Below are 23,067 nucleotides of genomic sequence, written 5' to 3' on the forward strand. Positions count from 1 at the left end.
TCTATGCGCCGACTGCCGTCAACGTCGACGAACACTCGTCCACTGGGCGCCCGCACGAGCAGCGCCCATCTAACTCCAGCAACTGCGCGAGCGAAGTGCCGCGACGCTTGGCGTAGACCTGTTGTGCAGCCTTGAGACCTACGCCTAGAAGATCTCGCCCCAAGATCGGCTGCAATACGTGCTCCAGTCCGCCAATCATCGCGATGGTGTCCAGGTAGTCGAAGAATCCAAGGTGCGCGATGCGGAAGAGCTGTCCCTTCATTTCGCCTTGTCCATTCGCAAGCACACCGGCAAACTGCTCTTTGAATCCCTTTACCACAGCTCCCGAATCGGTACCTTCAGGCGCGTACACTGCTGTGACCGCCGCAGCCGGAGCCACCGCCGCGAAGAGCTTCAACCCGAGCGCCTGAACGGCCGCGCGTGTCATCTCTGCTACGACTTCGGCGTTGTGAATGAGCGCATCCCGACCAGCAACGATGTCCCCACCGGCGCCAGCAGCGATGTAATCGAACGCAGCGCCGAGCGCTGCAATCAATGCCACAGCGGGTGTATAGGCCGATTCGCCCTTGGCCGCGGACTTCCTTTCTTTACGCAAGTCGAAGTAGTAGCGCGGATTCTTGGTGGTCTCCATGCGCTTCCAGGCGCGCTCGCTCACGGCACAGTAAGCAAGGCCAGGTGGAATCATGACCGCCTTTTGCGAGCCGCCGATGATTACGTCGATGCCCCAGGCATCCACATCGAAGTGAGTAGTGCCGAGTCCCGTAATGGCATCAACCACAAGCAACGCGTCCGTGTCCTTCGTCAGTGCAGCTACACTTTGCACGCAGTGGCGGGCGCCCGTGGAAGTCTCTGTTGCCTGCATAAAGACCGCCTTAACATCCGGCTTCAGCTTCGCCCGAACCTCCTCGATCGAGAACGTTTGTCCGTACGGAACGGTCACGGTCTCCACTTGACATCCGAAAGCTTTCGCCAAACTCACCCAACGCTCGCCAAACTTGCCTGCCGTGAGTACGAGCACGCGATCTCCCGGAGAAGTGAGATTTGAAACCGCCGCCTCCATCGCCCCCGTGCCTGAGGAGGAGATAAGGATGACGTCGTTCTTCGTGCCAACGAAGTCCTTTAGTTGGGCCAGAACACGCTGGTACAACGCTCGAAATTCAGGCGTGCGATGGTGGATATCAGCTGCTGCCATTGCCAACTGCGCGGCAGGCAAAAGTGGAGTAGGACCTGGAGTAAAAAGGCGGACCTTCTTTAGCATTTCTCTATTTTAAGGTGAGCCGACGCTGTTTCGCCTTCTGACAATGCAGCTTTGGCGCACAAAATCATCGAAAAATCTTTTGCGGATTATTAGAAGAATTGATTTCACGCTTTCGCAGGACCAGTAGAGACGCAGCATGCTGGGTTGGCGCTATGCCGACTGTGTCTCATGGAGTGCTACACTTTTCGCATATGCCTGACGAGAATCGTCCGCGCACGCTCCTGTGGATTGTGATCGGAGGCGGAGCCTTCTTCGTCTTTACCCTGCTCATATTTTCTCTGCTGTATTTCAGCATTCGAGGCAATGATTCCGGATTCGACGTTGGCGGCGACAAAATCGCCGTCCTGGACGTTCAGGGTGTAATTCTCCAGGCAAAGCCATTTGTCGATCAGCTCAAGAAATACGGAGACGACTCGTCGGTCAAAGCCATCATCCTGCGAATCGATTCTCCGGGAGGCGGCGCAGCGGCTTCGCAGGAGATGTACGACGCGGTAAAGCGCATTCGCGATCAAAAGAAGAAGATGATCGTCGCTTCTATCCAGACCGTCGGCGCCAGCGGGGCGTACTACATCGCGTCTGGGGCGAACAAGATCTACGCCAATCGCGCCAGCATTGTGGGGAGCATCGGCGTAATCGCCGAGTGGATCAATTACGGGGACCTTCTACGTTGGGCCAAGCTCAAGGAAGTGATCTTCACTGCGGGCGAACTCAAAGATGCAGGCGACCCGGCTCGCGACATGACTCCCGCCGAGCAGGCGTATCTGCAGAGCCTGGTCAACGAGATGTATGGACAGTTCATTCGGGACGTGGCAGATGGCCGAAAGATGAAGGTTGATAACGTGAAGGGAATGGCCAGCGGCCGTGTTTGGACCGGTGAGCAGGCGATCGGCCTGAAGTTAATCGACCAGCTTGGCGGGTTCCAAAATGCCGTGGACGAGACGGCTAAGGCAGTTGGTATCCGTGGGGAACCTTCCCTAGTGCACCCAGAAGAGAAGAAGCGGACGCTGGCCGACATCCTTTTCGGCGACGTTAGCCAGCTTCTTCCGGCCCAGGCGCGAATGCTACAAACCAACAATCCTGGATTTTTCTATCTTTGGCGCTAAGCTGGCGCAACCAGAAAAATTCATGTTCCAGGGTCGCGGTTAACACTTGACGGAATGCCGCATCTCAGGTGGAATGTACAACTTATGACGAAAGCCGATCTGATCGAAGAAGTTGCCCGAATTACTGACGTTACGCGCCGGGACAGCGAAGTCATCGTGGAAACTATCTTCGATAGCATCGTCCATTCGTTACGTGCCGGCGACAAGATCGAGATTCGCGGCTTCGGCAGCTTTCGTACCCGTCAACGCAATTCCCGCGTTGGACGTAATCCCAAGACAGGCGACCGAGTCGAAGTTCCCGCCAAAAAGATCCCATTCTTTAAACCCAGCAAGGAATTAAAGGACTTGGTGAACCACGAACAGGCTAACGGAGCGGGAGCCGTTACACACACACCAACTACGGAACCCACTCACAGCTAAGCTCTTTCAGCCAAGCAGTCCAACCATGCCCATCATTCTTCCCGTATAACCTGCCTCACGACGATGTGAAAAGAGCAGATCGGTGCGGCACGACGCACACTCCTTTGCTGCCTGGATGTTGCTCTCGGGCACTCCAGCATCGAGGAGTTGCCGACGATTTGCCTCCACCAGGTCGAGGTGCTTCTGCGGACCGATGTTGCTATGGCCCGGGGCTCGTGCGGTTAGGAACAACAACGGATACTTCTCTTTGATCGGATCGCGGTCGTAAACCTCTGAAAACAATTCGTCGGCATAGGAGAATTGTGAACGAAACTCGTCGATGACTTCGTCCCCCACGGCATAGCAGCAGGAGTGAATGCAGGGACCAATGGCGGCGTACACATCGGCGGGCTGGCATCCGAAAACGGCGCGCATGCCGCCGACACCACGTTCTACAATCCGCTTGGCTGTCCCGCGCCATCCGGCATGGAATGCCCCAAGCGCTCCTCGCTTCGTATCGACGATGAGCACCGGCACGCAATCGGCAACCTGAATGCCTAGGAGCACGTTCCGGTGGCTACTAACGACGCCATCGCCTTTCAGCGGACTTGAAGGCACACGATCTCTGCTCTTCAGGATGCGTACAACACCAGAGTGAATCTGTCGCAACGTAACCAGTTGTGGCGGTTCCCTTTTTCCGGTGAGTTCACGAATGAAGGCGCGACGATTGCGTTCTACCGTTTGCCGATTGTCAGACGGTGTAAAGCCAAGATTTAGCTGGCCGCCACCATATGCTTCCGAGAAGCCTCCCCCGCGAGTACTAAATCCGTGAACGATACGCGGAAATTGAGAGAGATTCGCGGCTCGGATGATCTCGATTTCGGAAATAGAACGCCGCTTAGGCGCTTTCCTGGTGCTTGCAGTGGGAGGCACACACAATTGTAAATGGGACCGGAAGCACAGAAGCTGTGAGATAGGACTTGTGGCACAGCCGCCCTCGGCTGTGGCTCTGCCCAAAATCAACACAGGCGAGGGCGCTTGTGCCACAAACCACGCTGAAAAATCCGCGTGATATTCTTTTTCTTCTGCCATGTACGACGATTTCACTGCTACTGATCGCTGGTCTGGAGAACAGATTCACGGCACCTATCAGGCCGTCGTTGTAGCCATCGCCACTCGCCATGCCGATGCCATCGACATCAAGTTCCTCGCCAACGGGCGGTCAGTCTGGATTGCCCTGCCTCATCTCGCATGGGTCAAATACAAAGAGCAGACCGGCAAAGCCATCACCGATCCACTCGCCATTCAGATCGCGGGACACTATCTGAAATCGGCAATCGAGACCGGATACGACAATGGCCGCGAAATGTACACGCTCTCGGTCGATGAGACGCTCGATCACTTGAATGCCGTGATGGAAAAGTTCAAGAGCGCAAGTGCCATCCCCGTGATGCCGCGAGTGGAAGCATAACAAGAAGCTACCTGCTCCTAGCTTCCAGCAACCACAGGTACCGGGTTTGATCTAGTAGCTGGCAGCCGGTAGCTGTTAGCTTAAAAGCTAATGAAGCTCGTCTTCTGCGGCACTCCGCAGTTCGCGGTTCCCACGCTCGAAGCTCTGCTTGCCAACGGTCACGAGATTCCTTTAGTAGTTACGCAGCCGGACCGGCCTCAAGGGCGCGGACTGGAACTCGCCACATCACCGGTCAAGCACACCGCCCAGCGGCACAGCTTGCCAATTGAACAGCCGGAAAAAATCAAGAACAATGCTGACTTTCGCGCGCTGCTGGAGAAGATTCAACCGGACGCGATCATCGTCGTAGGATACGGCCGCATCGTTCCTCCGTGGATGTTGGCGCTACCGAAGCATGGCAACATCAATCTTCACGGATCGCTTCTGCCAAAGTATCGTGGGGCCGCGCCGATTCAGTGGGCAATCGCTGAGGGCGAGAAAGTTAGCGGTGTGACCAGCATGTTGCTCAACGAAGGACTCGATACCGGCGACATTTTTCTTCAACGCGAACTGGCCATTGCCCCAGACGACACCGCCATCACCTATGGTCAGCGTTTGTCGATACTCGGAGCAGAGCTGATGGTGGAAACTCTGCGAAAGCTGGAGGCAGGAAGCATTAAGCCGCAGCCGCAGGATCACAGTCGTGCGTCGCTTGCCCCCATTTTGAAAAGGGAAGACGGGCAGGCAGATTTTAAGTCCTCCGCTCAACGCATCTACAACCGCCTGCGTGGATTCCAGCCGTGGCCGGGTTCCTATACGATCCTGAAGGGCAAGAAGCTGGGAATTACTTCCGCCAAAGTGCATTCCTATTCTGGAACTCAGACTCCGGGCGAGCTACTCGTCGATCAGGACCAACTGTTCGTCGTCTGCGGAGAGAACAGCGCCCTGCAACTGCTCGAAGTTCAGCCTGAAGGCAAGCGCCGTATGACAGCTGCCGATTTCGTCCGCGGCTATCGTCCACAAGCCGGCGAAAAGTTGGGAGCGTGAGCCAGTGCCGTCACCGGCGCGCATCTCGCCGGCGCGCACTGCCGCATTTGACGTGCTTCTACGCGTCGAAACCCATGATTCCTATGCAGCGGAGCTGCTGCATTCCAACTTACTCGCTCGTCTAAACAGCTCCGATCGCGGTCTCGCGACGGAACTTGTTATGGGAGTCCTGCGCTGGCAGCAGAAGCTCGATCAAGTAGTCGAGGCCACGGCGGGCAAGTCCGTAGGGAAGTTCGATGTTGAAGTGAAGCTCGCCCTTCGGCTCGGGGCCTATCAACTGCTTTATCTGGACCGCATTCCTTCGCGAGCGGCTGTGAACGAAAGCGTGGAGCTCGTGAAGCAGCACGGCAAGCGCTCCGCAGCTCCTCTGACCAATGCTGTCCTGCGCAAACTTTCCAAAGAGACTCTCGGCTCATCGCAGCAGCAGCCGGGCAGGGATCTCGCTACTATTTATTCGCATCCCGCGTGGCTGGTAGAGCGCTGGACAAAGATCTATGGCGAGGAGGCCACCCGCGCGATCTGCGAGCAGAATCAGAAGCGTCCGCAAACCACAATTCGCACCACGTCTCCCGCAGTGATCGAAGAACTTTCCCGCGACGGCATCTCGCTTGAACCAGCAACGCTGATCAATGCCGCCTGGCATGTGACGACGGGAGATGTAACCCAAACGCGCGCCTACCATGAGCGGCGACTGGCCATACGAGACGAGGCTTCACAACTCGTCGCGCTGCTCGCTCAGGGAAAGACAATTCTGGACTGTTGCGCTGCTCCGGGCGGCAAGAGTGCAATCGCTGCAGAACAAAATCCGCCTGCCTTGGTGGTCTCCATGGATTTGCATCTTCATCGCGTCCGCCTCATGCGCACACTCACCGGTCTAGCTGCCATCCTCGCAGCCGACGCTCGCCAGCTTCCATTCAACCGACAGTTCGATTGCATCATCGCCGATCTGCCGTGCACCGGAACGGGCACACTCGCGCGCAATCCGGAGATCAAGTGGCGCCTCAAGCCTGAGGATCTTCCGCGGTTGGGACAATTGCAGTTTGAAATTCTGAGCTCTGCCGCCAAGTCGGCGAAGACCATCGTGTACTCCACCTGCTCACTCGAACCCGAGGAGGGCGAAGAGGTGATCAGTAGATTTCTCGCGGAGCACACGGCTTTTCGGCCGATTCCTGTCCAAACTCGACTAGAGCAACTGTCCCAGGAGGGATTGATTCGAGCGGATGCGATTAGCGCTATCGTAAAAGTCGATTTCCTGCGTACCGTTCCGGGAATTCATCCTTGTGACGGATTCTTCGCCGCGATACTGGAGCAGGCGTAAAACCGCCTGCGACGTCACGCGCTCTATTCCACGGCCGCCACGCGGGCATTCTTTCCTTTTAGAAGTTCAGCCGCTTGCGAAGCTCCACGTGTCGCTCCTAACCGTCCAGGAGCATTCACGAGTGCCGCCTGAAACTCTTTCAGTGCCAAGTCGGGATGCTTCTGCTCGAGCAGTAACGACCCTAGCTGTTCGCGAGCGGGAACGATTGGCCCGGGAGTTATCGGAAGCTTTTCAACCGCGTCTTCTTCATCCGCAGCCTGGCGCATGAGGCTTAGGGCTTCGTCGGGTTTGCCCTGCTGCTGAGCGCACCAGGCCGTGAGTCCCCGCCCAAGGATTCTTGTCTGCGCAACCCAATAGTCTTGTCCCGAGGAGCGCAGCTGACTTTCGATTTGCGCCAGACGATCGACTTGCGCGCGAGCCTCCTCGATACGGCCGCGTCGAACAAGTCCGAGCCCGCGAGCCCAAACTGCGACGGCCGTCACTTCCGGCGGACTTCCAGCTGTGGCGGTGATGGCGGTGGCTTCTTCCCATCGACCTAACTCAATGGCATAGCGTACGGGCATCGCGGTTGTGGCGTAGGAACTCTTGAAGCCTCCGGTCAGCGTGCCCTTGTTTCCCAGTTGCTTGATGACCTCAGCGGCTTGTGTGTCGCGTCCACTTTGAAGATACGCATAGACGAGGTAATCCATCGCGTGAAGCTCTTCGCCGGCGTCTCCCTGCTGATGAGCCGCCTCCCGTGCCGCAAGATTGCTGGCGATGGACTCATCCCACAACCCAAGTCGCGTAAAAATATGCGACGGCATATGCAAGGCGTGCGGAGCCGAAGGCGCAATGTTCGAGTATGCGTTCGCGGCAGCCAAACCGCGGGAAGCGAGTTCCGCGTTGTCGTAGGCATGGATGAGGTAATGCGGGATTCCGGGGTGCTGTGGATGAGCCCGATAAAGAGGCTCGAGCAAGTCCGCTGCTTTCTTTTGATTTGCGTGCGTCTTGTCTGCAGGTGACGCGGTTGACAGAAGAGCCAGCGCATAAAACACCTGGACCTCGAGGTTCTCTCTTTCGTCTCTCGCCAAAGCGCTCATCACATCCAGGTACTTCATCGCTCTTCGGCGGTACTGCGCTTCACTCGCATCATCCAGGAGAACGCTAAGTGCAGCGATGAGCTTTCGCTCTCGTTCCGAACCAGATCCCAGCCGTTGAGCTTCTTTGATTTCATTTTTCGCTTCGGGAATTTCGGATGCAGGAAGTGGTGGCTCCCACAACTGATGGAAATGCGTCATGGCGATGCCCCAGTGAACCATCGCACACTGAGGATCTTGCTTTGCTACGCCGCGGAAGGCAGTCTCTGCCGGAGCGTAAGCGAATGAGTGAAGCAAAGCAACTGCGCGGTTGAACTGCTGCTGAACCGCAGGATTGCACGAGACAGGAAACGACACCTCTCCCAACTTCTCCGGCACACCGTGGGAGTGAGCCTCCTGAGCAGTCAGGCAAGAGGCATATGTGATGAGACCTGCCAGAAACAATCGCCACATATTTCGCCAACCATAATCGCAATTCAGTACACGTTCAGGGTACGCGCAGCCATTGTACCGAAGTACCAACTGACATTCGTCGACGCAGCCTAGAATGGCACTGTGAAAGAGCGCTTACTATCAGCGATCGTCTTAGGGAGCTTCTGCCTGGCCGCGCACGCACAAGCTCCACAAGCGGAAAATGAAGCTGCCCGCCGAGTCCGCAAGGCTATCCTTAGCAGCCGCCACCTCGGTGCTCACGGACTCGGATATAACGAGCAATCCATGGAAGCACTCTCCAGAAAGCTGAGTCCGTCCGACATTCCGATTCTGGTCAACTTGCTGGCGGATATAGATCTACACGTGGGTGCGCAGTTTGCGCTGGCGTCACAATGTGAAGCCGCCATTGCTCCGGTTCGTGATGCTGCTGCAGACCATACGATGTCGTTCCTCGATGCCGAAGACACAATGAACTTGATCGAGAATTTAACCGTCTGCTCGCCAGAAACTCGCCAAAGAGCAACCGTGGTGCGCTCCGAAATTCACACCCTTGGAGAAACCGATCAAGCGAAGAGAGAACAGCAAGCTCGTGAACGCGCAGCCGACGATGCACGCATGCAGGCGAACGGCCTCAAAATGTTGGATCCGAAGCAAGCTAAAGGACTCACCAGGCAGGAGCGCGAAGAAGTCTATCGGCGCTCACTCAAAGCCATGGGTTTGAAGGAAGACGGTCCTATGACGCCAGAGCAACGAGATCTAGTGCAGCGTATGTACCGAACCATGGTGTTAGGCGAATCTGGGGATAGACCTCACAATTAATTTCCAAACACTGCACATCGGTTGCGAACTGTTTGTGAACGTCTGTTAGATTCGTTGCTGTTCTTAGCGAGCGGTCCAATCCAAGAATTTCTGAACCGCCAGGTTGAGCAATCCGCGTGCTCCAGATACAGAAGGCAAACCGATGTCCGACAACATCACACCTTCAGAACCGACGGCGACCCGGTCCCGCTGGGCCATCGCACCGTACTTCATCGTTGACGATGTAGTAATGACCGCAAACTTCTATCGCGACAAGCTAGGCTTCCGCTACCAGCGCTTCTGGGGAGATCCGCCGGCATTCTGCATGGTTACGCGCGGCGGAATCATCATCATGCTCAGCCAGTTTCGCAAGACCGGTCTAATGCGTCCGAACGGAAAGGCTGTTCCTAATGGCGATGCCTGGGACGCTTACATCTGGGTAGAAGACGCCGATGCGTTATATGGCGAGTTCAAAACCAAGGGAATAAAGATCGCGCGAGATATCTGCGATCAGCCCTATGGAAACCGCGACTTCGATGTCGAGGACTGCAACGGCTATAGACTCTGTTTCGGGAGCGACCTTAAATCCTGACGGCTTCGAGCTGGCCACTGGTAAGCGGGAGTAACGACAAGCTGGGCAAATCCTGGTTTGCCTCTCGGATTAATCAAAGGGCTATCCCTGCCTACTGCGTGACCGACAACCTGATCTGCGAATCTGGCGTTATACGCGCTCCAGCGGGCGGGCTCTGGGCGGCTATGGTTCCCCAGGTGGGAGTTGTCGTAGGTGTCGGGGAAGGGACTAGAGCGCCGGGAGGACTTCCTTCCTGGTTGGGCACGATGGCTCTCCCGACCACAGCTACGCTGGCAAGCTGCAATCCTGCACGGGCGATCTTCTCTTTGGCCTCGGTTAGTTGGCGGCCAACAAAATTGGGCATTACGTATTCGGGCGTCTTGGGCGGCTGGGCGAGTAACAGGCTTACCTTCGGCGAGGTGAATTCCGTTGCGCCTGCGGCGGGCACTTGTGCGATCACCTGATCCGGTGACACATTGGAAACTGGGACTCCAGGAATCGTGACCGCATCGAGTCCACGACGCCGCAGATTGAGAGTTGCGGCAAGCTCGGTTTGGCCGACCAAATCGGGAATGGAAACACGCAACGGTCCGATGCTCTCGGCGACGCGTATACGTCCTCCGCGGCGCACTCTGCTGTTCGTCACCGGGATTTGCGAGATGATGCTGCCTTCAGGGACGTAGGAACTGTAGAACTTATCCTCGACAAATATGGTGAGACCGGCGTGATTTGCAGCCTCCTGCGCCTGGAACAGCGGCAATCCCTTCACGTTTGGGACGCGCGCCTCACGTCCGTGAATAGCGAACCGCATGGCCGCGAGTGCAGAGAAGAGCGCAATCAGCAGAAGAATGAGCGAGCGGGTGATGAGCCGCAAGAGCCTGATGATGCGCCATTCTCGTTTATCGGCAGTCATCGGGAGACCACGGAGGCCGCCTGCGAATGAACTGTCGTGCTCTGGGCCTTGATTACAGGGGATTGAGGAGCAGGCTTTCCGGGGAAGCTCTCCTCAGGATGCTCGACTAGCGCAACCTGCATGAGCCGTTCCCAGATTGGGAGAGCAGCCAACGCCCCTGACTCTTTTTCGCCCAATGATTTTTTTTCGTCGAAGCCGATCCAGACGCCGCAGGTGATCGAGGGTGAGAATCCGATAAACCAGGCGTCGGTGAAGTCGTTGGTAGTGCCGGTTTTTCCGCCCAAAGCATGCTTCAACCTTGCTCCGGCAGCGGCCGCCGTGCCGTGAAGCATCACGCCTTGTAGCAGGTCGGTCATGGTGCGCGCTGTGTCCACGCTGATCACATCCTTTACTTCCGGATAATTCTCCTCGAGTGAGTGACCTTCGTAGTCCACAACTCGTCGAATGTAGCGGGGAATGACGCGCACACCATCGTTGGGGAAGGCGCTATAGGCCGAGACCTGCTCCTGCAACGTAACCTCTGCAGCACCCAGAGCGACCGGAAGATAGGTCTCCATTTTGGAGGTAATGCCAAATTTTCGGACGTACGAAATCACGGTCGGCATTCCGATCTGAGCCGCGAGTTTCACGGTTGGAACGTTTCGTGACTGCGCCAGGGCATGGCGCAGCGTCACCAGACCTTCGAACTTGTTGTCATAGTTATGGGGCGCCCATACGCCCGATGCATTCGTGAAGCTCACAGGCGCGTCGAGAATGGTATCGTCCGGCTTCGCGCCTCGATCTATGGCCGCGGTGTAGACATAGGGCTTGAATGACGATCCCACTTGCCGCAGCGCCTGGGTCGCGCGATTGAACTTTGACACGTCAAAGTCGCGTCCTCCCACCATCGCTTTTACGTCGCCGGTAGAGTTCTCGATGGCCATCAAAGCGCCTTGCACTCCTGACTCCTGCTCGAGAGTGACGTGCAGCGGTGGGCTCGTTCCATCTGGTCTGGGCGGCGGGATATCCGTAACGTGAACGTAGACTTGGTCTCCGATCTTCAACACTGCGCGCAGATCTTTTTGCTTGGTCCACGCGATGTCGGCCGCGGTGAGCAGACCGTTGACCCTGCCAAGCTTCGCAATGGCAACACCCGGACTTACGGCAATGACCAGTCCGTGCACGTAGCTACCGGCTTCGATGGGTTGGTCCCAATCTGGGTCTGTGTAGCTGGAGACCGTCTGGCCGGTGCTGGAGATGTTTTGGAGATGACCTTTCCAGCCATGACGATGTTCGTAGGCTGCGAGACCGTCGAGTATCGCGCGCTCGGCCATCCTTTGATAGTCAAGATCTAGCGAGGTGTAAACCCGCAGTCCGCCTTCGTGGACCTCGTCGGCTCCATACTTTGATTCGAGGTAGCGTCGAACTTCCTCGACAAAATACGGAGCCATGGAATTCGGCGCGCTCTGAAGATGCAGCCGGATGGGAGTGGACTTAGCCAGCGCGGCCTCTTCGGCAGTGATCTTCCCATCTTCGAGCAGCGCGTTAATCACCATGTTCCGGCGATGCAGCGCACGTTCGGGATTCCTAATTGGGGAATATACGGATGGTCCCTTCGGCAGCCCCGCCAGCAACGATGCCTCTTCGAGCGTAAGATCGCGAGCGTGTTTGCTGAAGTAGTACTCCGAGCCGGCCTCAAACCCATAAACGCCATGGCCCAAAAAGATCTGGTTAGCGTACATCGTGAAGATCTGCGGCTTAGTGAATCTCCGCTCGATCTGGATAGCGAGCATGACTTCCTGAAGTTTCCGTCCGAAATTCTTGTCGGCGGAGAGAAACAGGTTGCGCGAGAGCTGCATCGTCAGGGTTGATGCGCCCTGCACGCGTCCCCCGGAGCGGAAGTCACGATAAGCGGCTCCGAGCACTCTCCACACGTCGACTCCCCAGTGCTTCTCGAAGTCTTTGTCTTCGATGGAGATTACGGCATCTCGCAGGAGTTTGGGGAGATCGTCATAAGTGACAATAACCCTGCGCTGCAGGGCGAACGATCCGATCTGCCGTCCCTGATCGTCGTAAAGCTCCGTGATAGAACTGGGACGGTAGTGCTCGAGCTCGTCGATCTGTGGAAGGTCGGTTGAGTAGACGAGCAGCAAGCCGCAAAGCACACCAACTGTAGCGGCGATCAATGCCAGGAAGAGGAACCCAATCTTGCCAGCCGTCTGCTTTGGCGTGAGGGCAAGTTGTTCGTCGTGTTCCTGCTCAACAGGCGGATTGGTTTCAACGTGCATACAACTCGCGAATCGTCTTAGGAGCTGTGTTGCCTATTATCGCGGAGCGAGGGCCAGGTTGGTGGCGGAAAATCGCCCGCTAGCCGGTGAAGCCAACAGTGAATGGCCGCAAAATAAAAGCGCCAGATGCTTATCTGGCGCTCTGGGAACTCCTAACCAACTGACTAGCTTCTAGCCTTCAACACTTCAATTGCGCGCCGAAGCTGATCGTCATCCTTCTGCTGCTTCGGTTTCTCCTGCGGAGCTGGCGCCGCCGCGCCATCTTCGTCATCCGACAATGCATCGTCGAGGTTGCTGGCTACCACAACGTTGGGTGTCACGGCGTTATCTTCAATCGCTTTGCCGCTAGGCGTGTAGTACTTCGCGACTGACAGGATCAGCGCTGAGCCATCAGGGATGTCGATAACTTTCTGCACCGAACCGCTGCCGAAGGTCTTGTCGCCCACCACGTCGCCGCGATTGTTGTCGAGGATCGCCGCCGCCACGATCTCGCCGGGTCCTGCAGTTCCGCGATTTACAAGCACAACCAGCGGCAGGGTGGTGATTGCCTTCTGTGGCTCAGCAATCAGCGTCTGTTTCGGATACTTTTGACCCTGCAGATACGTAATAGTCCCGTGATTCAGAAAGAGATTGGCGACGGAAGCCGCTTCGGTCGCGTCACCCTGAGAGACGTTCCGCAAGTCGAGGATCAGCTTCTTCGCGCCCTTTTTCTGCTCTTCGCGAATCTTGTTGGCTACTTCCTGTGCCTTGCCTTTGGTGAGAGTCACCGGCTGGATGTCCGCGATCCCGTCTTCCAGAATCTTGTCAGTCGTGCCGGGGATCACGACGTTGTCGCGCGTGATCGTAATCTTCTGGGGCTCAGCCTTGCCGGGACGCACAACTGCAAATTCAATGTTCGATCCCTGCTTGCCGGCGAGTTGTTCCTCGACGGCCGCCAGCGACATCTCGTGCGTGCTCTTGCCCTCGATCGCCTCAATAATGTCGCCCGTCTGGACGCCAGCCTTGTCGGCTGGTCCACCCGGAAGCACTGATACTACCGCCGCGTAACCGAAGCGCCTCGACACCGTCGCTCCGATGTTCGCGTGGCCGTCGTTCTGGTGGTTCTTGTAGAACTTGTACTCTTCCGGATTCAGGTAGCTCGAGTTGGCGTCAAGTGAATCCAGCAGCCCGTGTAAAGCGCCGCTGGTGACGGCCGAGAAGTTCGGCTCCTCGACATATTCCGTCCGAATGCGAGAAAGGACTTCGCTATACACGCCAAGCTGGCGGTAGGCGCCGTCATTGTTACTGCTGGCCGCGTGGACACCTAGTCCACCAAGCACAACCAGGAGAACGATTAAGAACGAGAGGGAAAGGAGACCAATCTTCAAATGCTTCGACATTAGACCTTCTGGCAAGCGCGATAGGCCGCCGCTCACAATGCGATTATAGCTTTGGATGCTCTGTTTGCAGCCCCCGTCTCAAAGCCTTTTTTGTTGCATTTACGCACTTTAGACGTACCCTGCTGACGAGTACGAATCAGGGCCAACAGTCGAGTTGGTGCTCAGTTCATATTTGGCTGGGATGTCGTTAACCCTAAGCTGCTCTTGTGGATAGAGGTTGCTCTACTGTTGGCCGACCGGGAATTGCTGGTGCTTCAGGTCCCGGGGATAGCCATCCAAACCCAACTCCCGGCTCTTCGGACCCAGGCTGGGAGATAGCGGTGTCTCTTGCACAACCAGCTGTGCGGTCGTCCGCACAGCCTTACCGGTGATTCTCCATTGCTGTTGCTTGCCGCGTTTCCCTTGGACTTTCGTGCTCACAAATGCGTGCAAAGATGGGAAGTAAGTGCGGCACATACGCTCGCGATGAAAAACCTCGCCGATTTCGCCCTGGAGCAGCATCGCGTTTACGTCCTTCGCCATTTCGAGGTAGACGCGACTGGCGATATCGTGTGCTCGGCTTATGCGAGATCAAATCCGGAGAAGATTATCGCAGCGCGCTTCGCCCAAGCTGTCATGAAATCCACGTGGCAAGAGCACGAAAACACCTTGAAGCTCCCCTGGCCCCTCGAGGTGATCAGCTTTCACGCTGTTAGACTGGGAAGACGCTTCCGATTCACCCTGAACTGCGTTGACTTCCAGCGCGAATGGGAATCGGAATGGCCGCAGCTGATTTAGTTCCTCTGCCATGCCCTTTACCCGGCGCGATTTTCTCCGCAGCAGCCTTTGCGGCCTTGGCTACTCACTTCTCCTGCCACACCTAGGCGCGGATTCAAGGAAGCGCGACACCGTCGATGACCTTCTGGTCGAAATCGAGCGCCGTGCGTGCCTCTTTTTGTACGAACAAGCTGATCCGGCAACCGGACTGGTGAAAGACCGAGCCCGGCATACCGGACCCGACACGCACACGGTCTCGAGCATCGCAGCAGTTGGCTTTGCCCTGAGCGGCATGTGCATCGCCCATGCCAACGGTTTCCTGAAACGGTCCGAAGCGCAGAGTCGAGTGCAGCAGACACTTGAATTTCTGGCCCGCCGCATGCCGCACGAGCACGGTTTCTTCTATCACTTCGTCGATATGCATACGGCCGAGCGCGCATTCCGTTCTGAGATTTCGTCCATCGATACGGCACTGTTGCTGCTTGGGGTCCTGCACACGCGCGCCTACTTCGATTCCAAGCCGATCCGCCAACTCGCCACCGAGATCTACGCGCGTGTGGACTGGAAGTGGATGCTGAATAGCGGCGAAACACTCGATCACGGATTCAAGCCCGAAATCGGCTTTCTTCCGTCCCGCTGGGATTCATATTCCGAGTTGAAGGGGATGTATCTCCTGGCGATCGGATCCCCGACGCATCCCATTCCGCCGTCTTCCTGGGAAGCCTGGACTCGACCCATCTACGAATACGGCGACCTGCGCTACATCAGCGCACCAGCGCCTCTATTCATTCATCAGTCAGCCCATGCCTGGATCGACTTTCGTCACAAGCGAGACACTCACGCCGATTACTTCGAGAATTCCCGGATTGCCACCCTCGCTCACAGACGCTTCTGCCTGAGCCTGCGCGACAAGTATCCCTGGTACAGCGACGAGCTGTGGGGAATCACCGCCTCCGACTCCGAGCACGGCTATGTTGTGTGGGGAGGTCCGCCTGAAATGGGACCCATCGACGGCAGCGTTGTTCCCTGCGCAGCGGGAGGATCACTGGTCTTCCTTGCTGATGACTGCAAGCTTGTTCTTAAGACCATTTTCGACCGATATCCAAAGGCCTGGACGCGCTACGGATTCGTCGACGCTTTTAATCCCAAAACGGGATGGTATGATCCTGAGGTCCTCGGCATCGATCAGGGCATCATGCTCCTGATGGCCGAGAATCTGCGCAACGAGGGCCTGTGGAAAGTGTTTATGCGCAACGAAGAGATTATGCGAGCGATGAAAGCGGTGGGATTCAGGTCAGAACAGCACTGAAAACAAGGTGAACACGAAGGACACAAAGGTCACGAAGATTCTTTGTGACCTTCTAAGTTGCCTCCGTGACCTTCGTGTGCGCTCTTCTCGGTGCCTGTTTCGATACCTACTTCACTTCCACCACCACCAAACTCTGGGCCGGCAAATCCAAACTCAATTGATTGTCTGTAATCTGCCGACGCTCAGGCTCGGGCAGCGCCGCAGCTCGTTGCAGCGTCACAATCTGCGAGCGCGTCGGGTACTTCGGACTTCCCATCTGCGCATACGCGTCCAGCAGAGATCCATGAGTAGAGTCGACACGATAGATCACGGCAATGTGCCTTCCGGTAAGTCCGGAAAACTGAAACGTCACGCTCTTCGCTGCTCCGGTAGCTCCGGGCAAAACGAGATTCCAGGCGGCGAGCACCGGTTTACCTTCTTTGGTAGAGGCTAGTGCCATATTGGAACTAAGTGGCAGCCGCTGGTCGCCCAACAAGTGCAGGACCTTGAAAGCGTTGAACGCCGGCTTAGGCAATCCTCCGGCAGCAATAATTCCGAATCCGCCGTAGAAAGGCGTTTTCACCACGCCTTGTTCCTCAAAAACGTCAGAGAAGGTCCAGTACGACATAACGTCGACTAGCTCATCGCATTGGCGAATGGTGTCGGCAAGCCAAGGAGCCATGAAGACCTGATCGGTGATCTGCGGCTCATTCATGTAGCTCGCGTTGTACTCGCTCCAGATCAGCGGCAAGTTCGGCTTCGGCGAGGCTTTAATCTCGTCATGAACTTTCTTTACCGCGCGGCAAACCATCTGGTCGCGCGGGATGTTCTCGTGCGTGCCAAAGACGTCTTCGGCTTTGTCATTGGCATAAACGTGGGTCGAAAAGAAATCAGCAGGCACATTGGCCTTCACGACGTGCTGAATAAAAGGCTCAGCCCATGCCGCCTGCGCCGTCGCAGGACCGCCGACACGCAATCGCGGACTCACGGCCTTCACCGCCCGCGCGGTGTGATCGTACAACTCAAAATACGTCGATTGTCTTGGTTCGCCTGCCCAGAAGTCGAGATTGGGCTCATTCCAAACTTCGAAGTACCACTGCGCTACTTCATCCAGGCCATAGCGCTCGACCAGATGCTGTGTAAAGGCCGTGATCAGCGCATCCCACTTCCCGTAATCCTTTGGCGGCGCGGGAGAAAACTTGTACCAGAAGGCATGCAGCACGGGAGAAGCAGCTAGCTTCTTCGGCATGAAGCTCAGTTCAACAAACGGCTTCACTCCATGCGCCAGTAGCCCGTCATAGATCTGATCGACGTAAGAAAAGTTGTAGACCGGATTGCCCTGCGCGTCTTCGTCATACACGCCATTCTCGTCGTGAAAGATGGCGTGGAAACGGACGTACTTAAATCCAGTGATCTCCCGCGTCCAGTCCAGATCACGCCGATAGCTCTCACGCATCGAGACGTTACCGCGCTCCGCGCCGAACATCTGTTCCCAGAAATGCGGAAATGGAGTAGTAGGAGCAGAGAGATCGACACGCACAAGCTCATTCGCCGGATTCGAAGGCTGTTCTTGCCCGGCGACAGTCTCCGCAACGAGTAGTAATAGAGGGATAAGCAGTTTTGTAGTCACGTGCCTGTTCATGAGTACAAGTAGGGCGGCGATCATATCTGCCGCCCCATTAAAAAGAATCCGTCAGAACTGGATCTTTGCCTGAAGCTGGATCACTCTGCCGGCAAACGCGCTGTTCGCCTTCCCGAATTGGCCCGTGTTAATGATGTCAGTTGGAGCCGTAGCCGGAGCAAAGTTCGACAGGTTTAGTATGTTGAAGACGTTGAACGCGTCGCCGCGGAATTGTATGCGAGCGCCTTCGCCGACCAAAGGCAATTTCCCGAACGAAAAGCTCTTTGCCAGCGACAAGTCAATGTCAGAGTAGCCCGGACCGCGGAAGAGGTTGCGACAGCGGCAGCCAGGACCTGGTGTGGTCACGTCGAACTCGGCCTTCGGATTCGGGAATATGCCATTGATGAACTGTTGCTTCGACGGATCCTGAATCGCGCCGCCGAAGTAAGCGAATGGGTAGTCCGGACAGAAGCTGTCGCCATTGCGGTCTGCCGAAGTGTTGCAGCTCCCGATCGCCGCCGTGAAGGGAAAGCCGGTGTTGTGAGTGGCGATGGTACTTATCTGCCAACCGCCCAACAGCGTGCCTACGGTGTCATGCCGCCCACGAAAGATCGGCAAGTCCCATACCGCAGCCAACTGGAAGTAGTGCCGCGAATCGAAGTCCGAGTCCGATTTGTTCAATATCGGATTGCTCGGCTCAAACTGCTGGCCGCCGATGTCGTACGAAGCGGTATCGATGGTGTGGCTCCAGGTATACGAGCCCGAGAGGCTGACACCATGGCTGAGTTGATGAGTAACGCTGGTAATCAGTGCGTCATAGCTCGCGTTCACATCGGGAAGCGGGAAGAAGACTCTGCCGAAGCGATTGTTGCCAACCGCCACCGGCGTTGGACACGCTGGATTCGATGCACCACACGCGATGCCATTCGCACTCTTGTTTTTCACCTCATCGATATTGCCGTCGAAAGTATCGCCTGGGGTGATGCGGTTGACGTCGATCGTGCGCACCAGCTTGCGAGTGCGGCTGCCGTGATAACCGATCTTCAGCACGTCGTATTTTGTAAATCCTTCCTGCATCTCCAGAGAGTAGGAGTACACATACGGATTCGGCTCATCCGGCAACGAGGCAAATAGATCCGTTTTCGTGGTCGTTGTGCATGCCGGATTGCCGCACAGCGCGCCATCCGGGGCCACACCAAATGCCAATCCGGGATTGGCGGGGAAGCTGAATGCGGAGTTGCTCGAGCCCAGGGCATACAGAATGTTCGAGCCCGGTGGCGGACCCTGAATCCGTCCAGGATCGAAGAAACAGCAGGCCTGCGCCGCCGCGGTGAAAGGAGTGTTCTGACGAGTGTTGGAGAAGACAATTCCCATGTCGCGGTTGAAGGAGATGCCGAATCCCCCGCGCAGTACAAGATTGCCTCCACCACCGGACGGACTCCAGGCAAAACCGAGCTTGGGAGCGAAGTTGTTGCGATCAGCGTTGTACAACTCGTTCGCCGGTCTTACGCTACCGGAACATGCGGTTGGGAAGTAATTAATGCAGGTCAGACCACCCGCGCCTGTTGTCGCGCCTCCGAAGACATAATTCGTCAGCAAATTGTCTGTTTCTTTGAGGGGCGTGAAGTATTCCCATCGCAAACCCAGCGTGAGGGTCAGATTTGGCCGCATCTTCCACGTATCCTGGGCGAAGACCGCATAGTCGCTGGTTCGGAAGTGGCGCAAGCCATTTTCAGGTCCGCCGGTCCGCGGATTCACGCCCACCTGCTCGTTGAAGCAGCATGCATCGTTCGCGAAATTCAGTAGTCCGCGGAATTGATAGAAAGGACGAGAAAAACCGGATTCATCGTCATTATTTTGTTCCCGAATGTAATCTCCCCCAAGTCTTAGAGCATGGCGGCCAATTACCCAGGTGAGTGTGTCCCTGAAGTCGTAAGTGTTCTCGGCCAACTTGCCCGGAGTGGTGCCGGAAGCAATGATTCCCAAGTTCCCGTTTCGGCTCTGGTCACCAAAACCATTCGCATCGAAATCGAAGATGCCGATTTGCGGCAATCCGAAGTTAGTCGTCCCGCTGCTCGTTTCCTGGTTGAAGGCGAAGCGGGTGACGTTTGCCCGAACATCGTTCAGCAGTGAGTTGCTGATAACGCGGGTCCAGCCAATCGCGGCTGTCCAGTTGTCGGGTGAAAATGCGATATCCTGGGTCGGCCGCACAGCACCGTTTAGGTTATCGAGCAACGTGTAGTAAGTCCCAAAAAAGAACTGGTTCTTGCCCGCACTGTAATCCATGCGCCCGTTGTACTGATTGCCGTTCGAGCTGTTTGGGATTCGCAGATCGAAGACTCCCCAATCGGGAATCCCGTCCGGCCCATTACCAATTGCCTGCCCAACTGCTGTTCCGGGCTGATACCAGGTACCTACCGCGCGGCCATCAAGCGAGCAGCAGTCCACCGTCTTGGTTGTGCTCGAAATGCGCGGCGCAATTCCCGACAGGCCGAAGATCTTCGCCGCGAGGCTGTTCGGATTTGTCGACTTTACGTACTGTTCGAACTGCGGAGTTTCCAGGGTCACCGAACGCTGCAGCACCGTGTTGTGCAGGCGCACACCTTCATAGGAGAAGAAGAAAAATAAGTGGTTCTTGATAATTGGTCCGCCGGCGCTGCCCGCGAACTGGCGGTACTTCTGCTCACTTCTCTCCGGACACTGGCTGGCGACGATCATGAACTGAGTGGTGCCGCTGTTACAGGTAATCGGCTTCGCTCCGGCTGCCGGAGTAGGACCGTAGAACTTGTTAAACGCGTTGAAACCCGGGTCCTGAAAGAGGATCGCTCCGCTTCCATGCAAGCGGTTTGTGCCGCTCTTGGAAACTGTCTTCGTGATGAGTCCGGAGTTGCGACCATCCTCAGCATCGAAACTTCCAGCCACCGCAGTGATTTCCGACACTGATTCCTGGTTAGGCGTAATAACCGCAGCGCCACCATTCCCCAGGCTGTCCACCTGAACGCCATCGACAAGATAGTGATTCGCGCTCACGCGCTGGCCATTCGCCACTACCTGAACCTGATTCTCTGTTTGGAAGATTTGACTATTTGACTGCCCTGGCCCCACCTGCTGCGGAAGATTAGCGGAGTTCCCATTGGCGGAACGCGCTCCAGTCCCAAATACTCCCGGAATGGTTCGTAGAAGCTCGTATGGGTCGCGTCCCTGTTCGGGAATCTCCAACACTTCGCGTGTGCCGATCGTTGCCTGGTTATTGGCCGTCTCGGTCTGAAGCAGATCATTTCCGCCGGTGACTGTCACCTGCTCAGTTGCCGGTCCTGCCGACATTGTGAGATTCAATCCCCGCGGCGACTCCGCCTGTACCTGCACCACGCCACTAGTAACCGGGCTGAAGGAGGTCGCACTTGCGTTCACTGTGTATGCCCCCGGCGGCAGGTGGTCGACTCGATAAAGACCAGAGGAGTCTGAGGTTGCCGTGGCCGCCACCCCCGTCGCCTGGTTAGTAACAGTCACAGTTGCACCGGGAATCACGGCGCCAGAGGTATCCTGTACCGTTCCTTGAATCGAGCCGTTGAACTGAGCAAAAGCAGGGGCGGAGATACAGAGGCAAATCGCTGCCAAAAAGATCGTACGCAAACGGGACATTCTCAACCTCCGGAGGGACGCGAAGCTAATTCACGCGTAGGTTCGTAATCAGGAACTACGTATTTTGGTTAAACGATTAACCGAAACGGCAACTTTTAGCACTGGTGCACAATCGAAGTCAAGCCGGGGGCGACAAAAGTGTGGGCTGGTGTTTCAGGAGGGAACGTGGCCTAATGCAGCGGCGCCAAATCTGCTGGGCGCAAGTTTTGTAAACATTACAACAGTGTTCACAATGGAATTGCCCTCTAACGACTGTCATCCTGAGGCCCGATGTTAGCCGAAGGATCTCCCGGAATATGTAGAACGTAATTGCTGCGTCCTGGCTCTTACACGATAATCGTTGGCCTAAGGCCAGGATGCGACAATCAAGTCCGACATATTCCGGGAGATCCTTCGGCTAACATCGGGCCTCAGGATGACAGGCTTAGCAAATTGAGCAGTGACCGGCACCGATCACACACACATGCAACGCCGAAAGAAAACACGACGAACCGCGCAGCCCAAACAGAATGCGCCTGTAACAATTAGCAGTCTCGCGAAGTATCTGAAACTCTCCCCCGCCGCTGTCTCGATGGTGTTGAACTCGACACCCAGGGCAACGCGCTTTCCCGAAAAGACAAGAAAACGCATTCTCGCCGCTGCCGCCAAATTCAACTATCGTCCCAACTTTGTCGCCCGCTCTCTCCGCAAGCAGCAGACGTTTACTATCGGCGTCCTCGTCCCTGAAGTAAGCGAAGGCTATGCCGCGCTGGTGCTGGCCGGCATCGAGGACTATCTGCTCCAGGCCGGCTACTTCTATTTTGTGGTCAGTCATCGCCATAAGACGCATTTGCTCGAGCAATATCCGCGGCTGTTTATGGATCGCCTGGTGGAAGGGATCATCGCCGTCGATACCACGGAGCTGCCATTTATCCCGCAGGTTCCCACAGCCGTTGTCTCCGGACATCGCCGGATGCCCGGCATCACCAACGTAGTACTCGACCACCGTCGTGCCGCAGTGCTCGCCCTCGAACATCTCTTGCAGCTCGGACACCGGCGCATTGCCTTCATCAAGGGCCAGCCATTCAGCTCTGATACCGAGACACGTTGGTCTTCGATCCGCGACGCCGCGCGCAAGCTGGGCCTGCCAATCGATCCCAATCTGGTCACACAGCTCCAGGCGGATTCCCCTACCCCAGAGCCCGGATACGACGTGACCAAGTCCTTGCTGGCAAAGCACCGCCACTTCACCGCGATGTTTGCCTTCAACGACATCTCCGCCATCGGCGCCATCCGCGCGCTTCTCGATTCGGGAATGAAAGTCCCAGCCGATGTCTCCGTGATCGGCTTTGACGACATCCAGAGCGCCGCCTTCCAGAACCCGCGCCTCACCACGATCCGCCAACCATTACGTCGCATGGGCGAACTCGCCGCCGAGACGCTGCTCAAACGAATTCGCGGCACGGAACATCACAAAGTGATCGCCGTAGAGCCGGAATTGATCGTGCGCGAGTCGACGGCGGCTCCGCCGATCGAGAGTTTTGAGGGATTGCGAGAGATCGCAGCGGCTGAGGCGCGCAAGGCAAGGTAGAGACGCAGCATGCTGCAGGGCTGTCCAAATTAGTCTTAGGAAGGGCACCGGCTTCAGCCGTGCCGTTTGAAGTTTCGGATTGATCAGGCTTTAGCCGCTGCGGTTGTGTTTCTCGATGGAGTTAGCTATTTAGGTTTCGGGCAACCGATTTAAGATTTTCGGTCACGAAGCGGAGTCCA

Annotated in this window: 18 protein-coding genes; 9 read left to right on the forward strand and 9 right to left on the reverse strand. The window is 56.5% G+C overall.

Annotated features, from left to right (window positions below; all coding sequences use genetic code 11):
• Position 1: 1 nt before the first annotated feature.
• Positions 2-1,192: an alanine--glyoxylate aminotransferase family protein gene (locus tag VNX88_14340; protein ID HWY69846.1), complete on the reverse strand. Its 1,191-nt coding sequence runs from the start codon at positions 1,190-1,192 to the stop codon at positions 2-4.
• Positions 1,193-1,449: 257 nt separating this feature from the next.
• Here VNX88_14340 and sppA point away from each other — a divergent pair, with 257 nt between their 5' ends.
• Together sppA and VNX88_14350 are read left to right on the forward strand one after the other, a co-directional pair.
• Positions 1,450-2,361: a signal peptide peptidase SppA gene (gene sppA / locus VNX88_14345; protein HWY69847.1), complete on the forward strand. Its 912-nt coding sequence runs from the start codon at positions 1,450-1,452 to the stop codon at positions 2,359-2,361.
• A gap of 84 nt (positions 2,362-2,445) precedes the next feature.
• The gene (locus tag VNX88_14350) at positions 2,446-2,781 is read left to right on the forward strand and encodes an HU family DNA-binding protein (GenBank protein ID HWY69848.1); all 336 of its coding nucleotides are present in this window, start codon (positions 2,446-2,448) and stop codon (positions 2,779-2,781) included.
• Between the two features lie 6 nt (positions 2,782-2,787).
• Here the strand turns inward: VNX88_14350 and pgeF are convergent, their stop codons facing one another.
• The gene (gene pgeF, locus VNX88_14355) at positions 2,788-3,693 is read right to left on the reverse strand and encodes a peptidoglycan editing factor PgeF (GenBank protein HWY69849.1); all 906 of its coding nucleotides are present in this window, start codon (positions 3,691-3,693) and stop codon (positions 2,788-2,790) included.
• 157 nt (positions 3,694-3,850) lie between these two features.
• On the opposite strand from pgeF, the gene VNX88_14360 reads away from it, so the two are divergent.
• From VNX88_14360 to rsmB, 3 genes are all read left to right on the forward strand, one after another.
• Positions 3,851-4,231: a hypothetical protein gene (locus VNX88_14360; GenBank protein ID HWY69850.1), complete on the forward strand. Its 381-nt coding sequence runs from the start codon at positions 3,851-3,853 to the stop codon at positions 4,229-4,231.
• Between the two features lie 90 nt (positions 4,232-4,321).
• Positions 4,322-5,257: a methionyl-tRNA formyltransferase gene (fmt, locus tag VNX88_14365; protein ID HWY69851.1), complete on the forward strand. Its 936-nt coding sequence runs from the start codon at positions 4,322-4,324 to the stop codon at positions 5,255-5,257.
• Between the two features lie 4 nt (positions 5,258-5,261).
• Positions 5,262-6,575 carry a 16S rRNA (cytosine(967)-C(5))-methyltransferase RsmB gene (gene rsmB, locus VNX88_14370; protein HWY69852.1) on the forward strand — a complete coding sequence of 438 codons (1,314 nt, stop codon included), beginning with the start codon at positions 5,262-5,264 and terminating at the stop codon, positions 6,573-6,575.
• Positions 6,576-6,598: 23 nt separating this feature from the next.
• On the opposite strand, the gene VNX88_14375 is transcribed toward rsmB, so the two are convergent.
• Positions 6,599-8,104, reverse strand: coding sequence for a hypothetical protein (locus VNX88_14375; GenBank protein HWY69853.1), 1,506 nt, complete (start codon positions 8,102-8,104; stop codon positions 6,599-6,601).
• Between the two features lie 102 nt (positions 8,105-8,206).
• On the opposite strand from VNX88_14375, the gene VNX88_14380 reads away from it, so the two are divergent.
• Together VNX88_14380 and VNX88_14385 are read left to right on the forward strand one after the other, a co-directional pair.
• The gene (locus VNX88_14380) at positions 8,207-8,902 is read left to right on the forward strand and encodes a hypothetical protein (protein ID HWY69854.1); all 696 of its coding nucleotides are present in this window, start codon (positions 8,207-8,209) and stop codon (positions 8,900-8,902) included.
• A 142-nt stretch (positions 8,903-9,044) separates the two neighbouring features.
• Positions 9,045-9,473, forward strand: coding sequence for a VOC family protein (locus VNX88_14385; GenBank protein HWY69855.1), 429 nt, complete (start codon positions 9,045-9,047; stop codon positions 9,471-9,473).
• 91 nt (positions 9,474-9,564) lie between these two features.
• On the opposite strand, the gene VNX88_14390 is transcribed toward VNX88_14385, so the two are convergent.
• The 4 genes from VNX88_14390 to VNX88_14405 all read right to left on the reverse strand — a co-directional run bounded on the left by VNX88_14390 (position 9,565) and on the right by VNX88_14405 (position 14,533).
• Positions 9,565-10,365, reverse strand: a complete 801-nt coding sequence (locus VNX88_14390; protein ID HWY69856.1) for a PASTA domain-containing protein — start codon at positions 10,363-10,365, stop codon at positions 9,565-9,567.
• The gene (locus VNX88_14395) at positions 10,362-12,632 is read right to left on the reverse strand and encodes a PBP1A family penicillin-binding protein (GenBank protein ID HWY69857.1); all 2,271 of its coding nucleotides are present in this window, start codon (positions 12,630-12,632) and stop codon (positions 10,362-10,364) included. The genes VNX88_14390 and VNX88_14395 overlap by 4 nt, the downstream gene beginning before the upstream one ends.
• Before the next feature lie 164 nt (positions 12,633-12,796).
• Positions 12,797-14,011 (reverse strand): S41 family peptidase, encoded by a 1,215-nt coding sequence (locus VNX88_14400; GenBank protein HWY69858.1) that lies wholly within the window; start codon positions 14,009-14,011, stop codon positions 12,797-12,799.
• Between the two features lie 222 nt (positions 14,012-14,233).
• Positions 14,234-14,533 carry a hypothetical protein gene (locus VNX88_14405; GenBank protein ID HWY69859.1) on the reverse strand — a complete coding sequence of 100 codons (300 nt, stop codon included), beginning with the start codon at positions 14,531-14,533 and terminating at the stop codon, positions 14,234-14,236.
• A 265-nt stretch (positions 14,534-14,798) separates the two neighbouring features.
• Between VNX88_14405 and VNX88_14410 the strand changes: the two genes are divergently transcribed.
• Positions 14,799-16,076, forward strand: coding sequence for a glucoamylase family protein (locus VNX88_14410; GenBank protein ID HWY69860.1), 1,278 nt, complete (start codon positions 14,799-14,801; stop codon positions 16,074-16,076).
• Positions 16,077-16,182: 106 nt separating this feature from the next.
• Here VNX88_14410 and VNX88_14415 read toward each other — a convergent pair whose 3' ends face one another.
• Both VNX88_14415 and VNX88_14420 read right to left on the reverse strand, forming a co-directional pair.
• The gene (locus VNX88_14415) at positions 16,183-17,721 is read right to left on the reverse strand and encodes a hypothetical protein (GenBank protein HWY69861.1); all 1,539 of its coding nucleotides are present in this window, start codon (positions 17,719-17,721) and stop codon (positions 16,183-16,185) included.
• Between the two features lie 27 nt (positions 17,722-17,748).
• Positions 17,749-21,318 (reverse strand): TonB-dependent receptor, encoded by a 3,570-nt coding sequence (locus VNX88_14420; protein HWY69862.1) that lies wholly within the window; start codon positions 21,316-21,318, stop codon positions 17,749-17,751.
• Positions 21,319-21,781: 463 nt separating this feature from the next.
• Between VNX88_14420 and VNX88_14425 the strand changes: the two genes are divergently transcribed.
• Positions 21,782-22,888 carry a LacI family DNA-binding transcriptional regulator gene (locus VNX88_14425; protein HWY69863.1) on the forward strand — a complete coding sequence of 369 codons (1,107 nt, stop codon included), beginning with the start codon at positions 21,782-21,784 and terminating at the stop codon, positions 22,886-22,888.
• The last annotated feature ends 179 nt before the right edge of the window (positions 22,889-23,067 follow it).

It is taken from the genome of Terriglobales bacterium (genome assembly GCA_035567895.1).
Classification (GTDB): Bacteria; Acidobacteriota; Terriglobia; order Terriglobales; family Acidobacteriaceae; genus Gp1-AA112.